This is a genomic window from Dietzia sp. HMSC21D01, from assembly GCF_001815995.1.
Lineage (GTDB): Bacteria > Actinomycetota > Actinomycetes > Mycobacteriales > Mycobacteriaceae > Dietzia > Dietzia cinnamea.
Genome location: NZ_KV824117.1, coordinates 1 through 4,179 on the forward strand (window position 1 = coordinate 1; position 4,179 = coordinate 4,179).

The 4,179-nt window shown below is 72.3% G+C and carries 4 protein-coding genes and 1 pseudogene; 4 read left to right on the top strand and 1 reads right to left on the bottom strand.

The window, feature by feature from the left end:
* The 4 genes and pseudogenes from HMPREF3086_RS16055 to HMPREF3086_RS16070 form a co-directional block, all read left to right on the top strand.
* A pseudogene (locus HMPREF3086_RS16055) lies at positions 1-298 on the top strand (hypothetical protein); the annotation flags it as partial.
* A gap of 45 nt (positions 299-343) precedes the next feature.
* Positions 344-1,084 (top strand): lysophospholipid acyltransferase family protein, encoded by a 741-nt coding sequence (locus HMPREF3086_RS16060; protein ID WP_061913764.1) that lies wholly within the window; start codon positions 344-346, stop codon positions 1,082-1,084.
* A 4-nt stretch (positions 1,085-1,088) separates the two neighbouring features.
* Positions 1,089-1,586, top strand: coding sequence for a polyadenylate-specific 3'-exoribonuclease AS (locus tag HMPREF3086_RS16065; protein ID WP_007632179.1), 498 nt, complete (start codon positions 1,089-1,091; stop codon positions 1,584-1,586).
* Positions 1,587-1,622: 36 nt separating this feature from the next.
* A complete protein-coding gene (locus tag HMPREF3086_RS16070; RefSeq protein ID WP_061913766.1) occupies positions 1,623-3,029 on the top strand; it encodes a class II 3-deoxy-7-phosphoheptulonate synthase in 1,407 nt (468 codons plus the stop codon).
* Between the two features lie 30 nt (positions 3,030-3,059).
* On the opposite strand, the gene HMPREF3086_RS16075 is transcribed toward HMPREF3086_RS16070, so the two are convergent.
* On the bottom strand, positions 3,060-4,179 hold a 1,120-nt coding region (locus HMPREF3086_RS16075; RefSeq protein ID WP_141764129.1), incomplete at its 5' end, for a PASTA domain-containing protein.

Sequence of the window (4,179 nt, forward strand, 5' to 3'; positions counted from 1 at the left end):
GCTCGCGCGCGGCGCCGTCCGGCCCGAGGTGGCGCCTGACGGCGACGGGGGATACCGCGTCGAATACCCCGTCCCGACCGCGCCCTCCACGCCGGCGTCCGTCGAGGGCGACCGGCTCCGCCTCGAACACGACGGTTTCCGCGCCGTTCTCGGCCTGCCGCCGCTGCTGACCCGCTGCGTCCTCGTCGACTCGACCTTCGACGCCGGCGCCGGGCGGGTCCGGCTACGCTTTCTCCCGGACCCCGATCTGTGGCCGCAGAACCTCGTGCCGACCGGTTCCGCCGACACGGCCGGGTAGTATCCGCATTCGTCGATTGGCACCACGAGAGGACCGGGGACCGCGTTGCTGTACTACCTGTTCAAGTGCGTGCTCATCGGCCCGTTCCTCCGGGTGACGAGTCGGCGGGTCGTGACGGGACGCGAGCACTTCCCGGCCCGGGGGGCCGCTCTCCTCGTCGGCAACCACCAGTCGGTCGCGGACTGGCTGTTCACCCCGCTGCTCCTGCCGCGCCGGGTGACGTTCCTGGCCAAGAGTGACTACTTCACGGGAACCGGCATCCGCGGGATGCTCAGCCGGTGGTTCTTCGCCGGCTCCGGGCAGTACCCGATCGACCGCACCAACGCCGACGCCGCACAGGCGGCGCTGGACGCCGGTCTCGAAGTCCTGTCGTCCGGGCAGATCCTGTGCATCTATCCCGAGGGCACCCGTTCCCCGGACGGACGGCTCTACCGGGGCAAGACCGGGCCGGCCCGGCTGGCGCTGCGCGCGGGCGTGCCGATCATCCCCGTCGGGGTCTCCGGCACCGGCGAGTACGTCCGCAAGGCGACCAGGTTCCGCTTCTTCCCGCGCACCGAGGTCCGCGTTATGCTCGGCGAGCCGCTCGACCTCTCGCCGTGGGCCGGCCGTGAAGGCGACCGGGCGGCCGAGCGCGAGGTCACCGACGAGCTCATGCGTCGCATCCAGGCACTCACCGGCCAGGAGTACGTCCACGACATCTACGGCGCGGACATGAAGAAGCGCTACCAGGCGGTCCGCGAGTCAGGGCACAACCTGCTCGACCAGCCCGTCGACGGACAGCGCTGACGAGGTGCGGTACTTCTACGACTGCGAGTTCATCGAGGACGGCACGACCATCGACCTGGTGTCGGTGGGGGTCGTCGCCGAGGACGGTCGCGAGTTCTACGCGGTGTCCACCGAGTTCGACTCGTCGACGGCCGGCCCGTGGGTCCGCCGCAACGTCCTGCCCAAACTCCCCAACCCGTCGTCCGCGGCGTGGATGTCGAGGGCCCGGATCCGCGACGAGCTGTACGACTTCGTCACGGCCCGGCCCACCGGCCCGGTCGAGATGTGGGCGTGGATCGGCGCCTATGACCACGTCGCGGTGTGCCAGCTGTGGGGCGACATGACGAAGCTCCCGGCGGCGATGCCCAAGTTCACCCGCGACGTCCGCCAACTGTGGGAGCTCGCCGGCCGGCCGGAGCTGCCGGCGCACCCCGGGGGCGCACACGACGCACTCGGTGACGCCCGCCATGTGGCGATGCGGTTCCGGGCCATCGCCGAGCAGGCGCCCCACCTGGGTCTCTGAGGCCTCGCCCGCGCGCGGTGGCGTATCGTCGCCGGGGTGAGCAACTGGACAGTCGACGTCGACATCGCGCAACTCCCCGACCTGCCGCCGCTCTCCGCGGACCTCAACAGGCAGTTGGCCGATGCGCTCTCCCGGCCGGCGCTGCAGCAGCCGTCGTGGGACCCGCAGCACGCCGCCGCCATGCGCAAGGTCCTCGAGAGCGTCCCGCCGATCTGCGTGGCCTCCGAGGTCGAGCACCTCTCGGACCGCCTGGCGGACGTGGCCCACGGTCGGGCGTTCCTGCTGCAGGGCGGTGACTGCGCGGAGACGTTCGAGGCCAACACCGAGCCCCATATCAAGGGCGTGATCCGCACGCTCCTGCAGATGTCGGTCGTGCTGACCTACGGCGCCTCGATGCCCGTGGTCAAGGTCGGTCGCATCGCCGGCCAGTACGCCAAGCCCCGCTCCGCCGACCGCGACGGCACCGGACTGCTGTCCTACCGGGGGGACATGGTCAACAGCATCGAGGCGGACGAGTCCGCCCGCGAGCACGACCCGTCCCGCCTGGTCCGCGCCTACGCCAACGCGGCCGCGGCGATGAACCTCGTCCGCTCCCTGACGGCGTCGGGCACCGCCGACCTGCACCGCGTGCACGAGTGGAACATGGAGTTCGTAGCCGGCTCGCCGGCCGGTGCCCGCTACGAGGCCCTGGCCGCGGAGGTCGACCGGGGCCTGCGCTTCATGGACGCGTGCGGCGTCTCCGACGCGAACCTGCGGTCCGCCGACATCTTCTCCTCCCACGAGGCCCTGGTCCTGGACTACGAGCGGGCGATGCTGCGCCTGGCCGACGACGGGACGGGACTCACCGGTGACGCCGAGCCGGGCCTGTACGACCTGTCGGCCCACTTCCTGTGGATCGGGGAGCGCACCCGCGGCATCGACGACGCGCACGTGGCGTTCGCCTCGCTCATCCAGAACCCCATCGGACTGAAGATCGGTCCCACCACGACGCCCGAGCTGGCGGTCGAGTACGTGAAGAAGCTCGACCCGGACAACCGGCCGGGCCGCCTCACCCTGGTCTCCCGCATGGGCAACGACAAGGTCCGGGAGGCGCTCCCGCCGATCGTCCGTGCGGTGGAGGCCACCGGGCACAAGGTCATCTGGCAGTGCGACCCGATGCACGGCAACACCCACTCCACGTCGAACGGGTACAAGACCCGCCATTTCGACCGGATCATCGACGAGGTCCAGGGCTTCTTCGAGGTGCACCACGCGCTCGGGTCGCATCCCGGCGGGATCCACATCGAGTTGACCGGCGAGGACGTCACGGAGTGCCTCGGCGGCGCCCAGGACATCTCCGACCTGGATCTGGCGGGCCGGTACGAGACGGCCTGCGACCCGCGGCTCAACACCCAGCAGTCGCTCGAGCTGGCCTACCTGGTCGCGGAGATGCTGCGCCACTGACGCGTCGGGCCCGGCCGCCGGCGCGACGCGTCAGCCCAGGGCGTCGATCTCGACCTCGCTGCCCCGGGCCACCACCCGGCCGGGCAGCGGGGTCTGGCCGTAGACGATGCCGCTCGACGTCCCCGCGTCGATGGTGGCGCGCAGTCCGGCCTCCTGCAGTCGCTGGCGGGCGTCGGACGCGCGTGAGCCAAGCACGACCGGGACGGTCACCGCGTCCGACGGCACGATCCGCAGCACGGCGCCCGACGGGTCGAGGCGGGTCCCGGCGGGCGGCTCGGTACGGACCACCCGACCGTCGGCGACCTGACGATCGGTGACGGGCGACTCGAGGACGACCGTGAACCCGGCCTTCTCGAGCACGTCGGTCGCCTCGTCGACGGGCACGTCCCTGATGTCGGGCACGGTCAGTGCGTTGGAGACCAGCAGGACGACCCCGTCGCCGCGGGACACGTCGGTCCCGGCGTCCGGGTCGGTGCCCACGGCCAGGCCACCGTCCACCTCGTCGTCGTACACCCTCCTGACCTCCGACACGGCGAGGCCCGCGCCCTCGAGGGCGGCGCGCGCCTGGTCCTCGGCCAGGCCCACCACCTCCGGCACGGCCACCGGCGCCGGCCCGGAGCTGGTGATCATGGCCACGCGCGTGCCCACGTCGACGGTCGTGCCCGCGCCGGGCTGCAACGACACCACCTGGCCGACGGGCACCGAGTCGGAGTACTCGGAGCCGCCGCGGACCGGCTCCAGCGAGTTCTCCCGGAGGGCGGCCGAGACGGCGTCGACGGTCCGGTTCGCACCCACCTCGGGCACCACCGGGCGCCCCACCGACACCAACACGGCCACGGTGTCCCCGCGGGGCACCTTCTCACCCGCCGCGGGGTCGGTACCCACCAGGCCGGACGGGGGGACGTCGTTGCTGAAGGCGTCGCGCGTCGCGGCCGCGAGCCCCACGGCGTTGACCGCGTCGGTGGCCTGGCCCACCGACATCCCCTGGACGGAGGGCACCTCCACGAACCGCCCCGAGCCGAGCCACCACCCGGCCACGGCCAGTCCGATCGCGGCGGCGAGCACCACGATGAGCCATAACATGCCGCGCTGTCGGCGCGGCCGGATGATGTCGCGGTCGGGCGCGGCCTCCACCTCGGCGCGCGGTGCG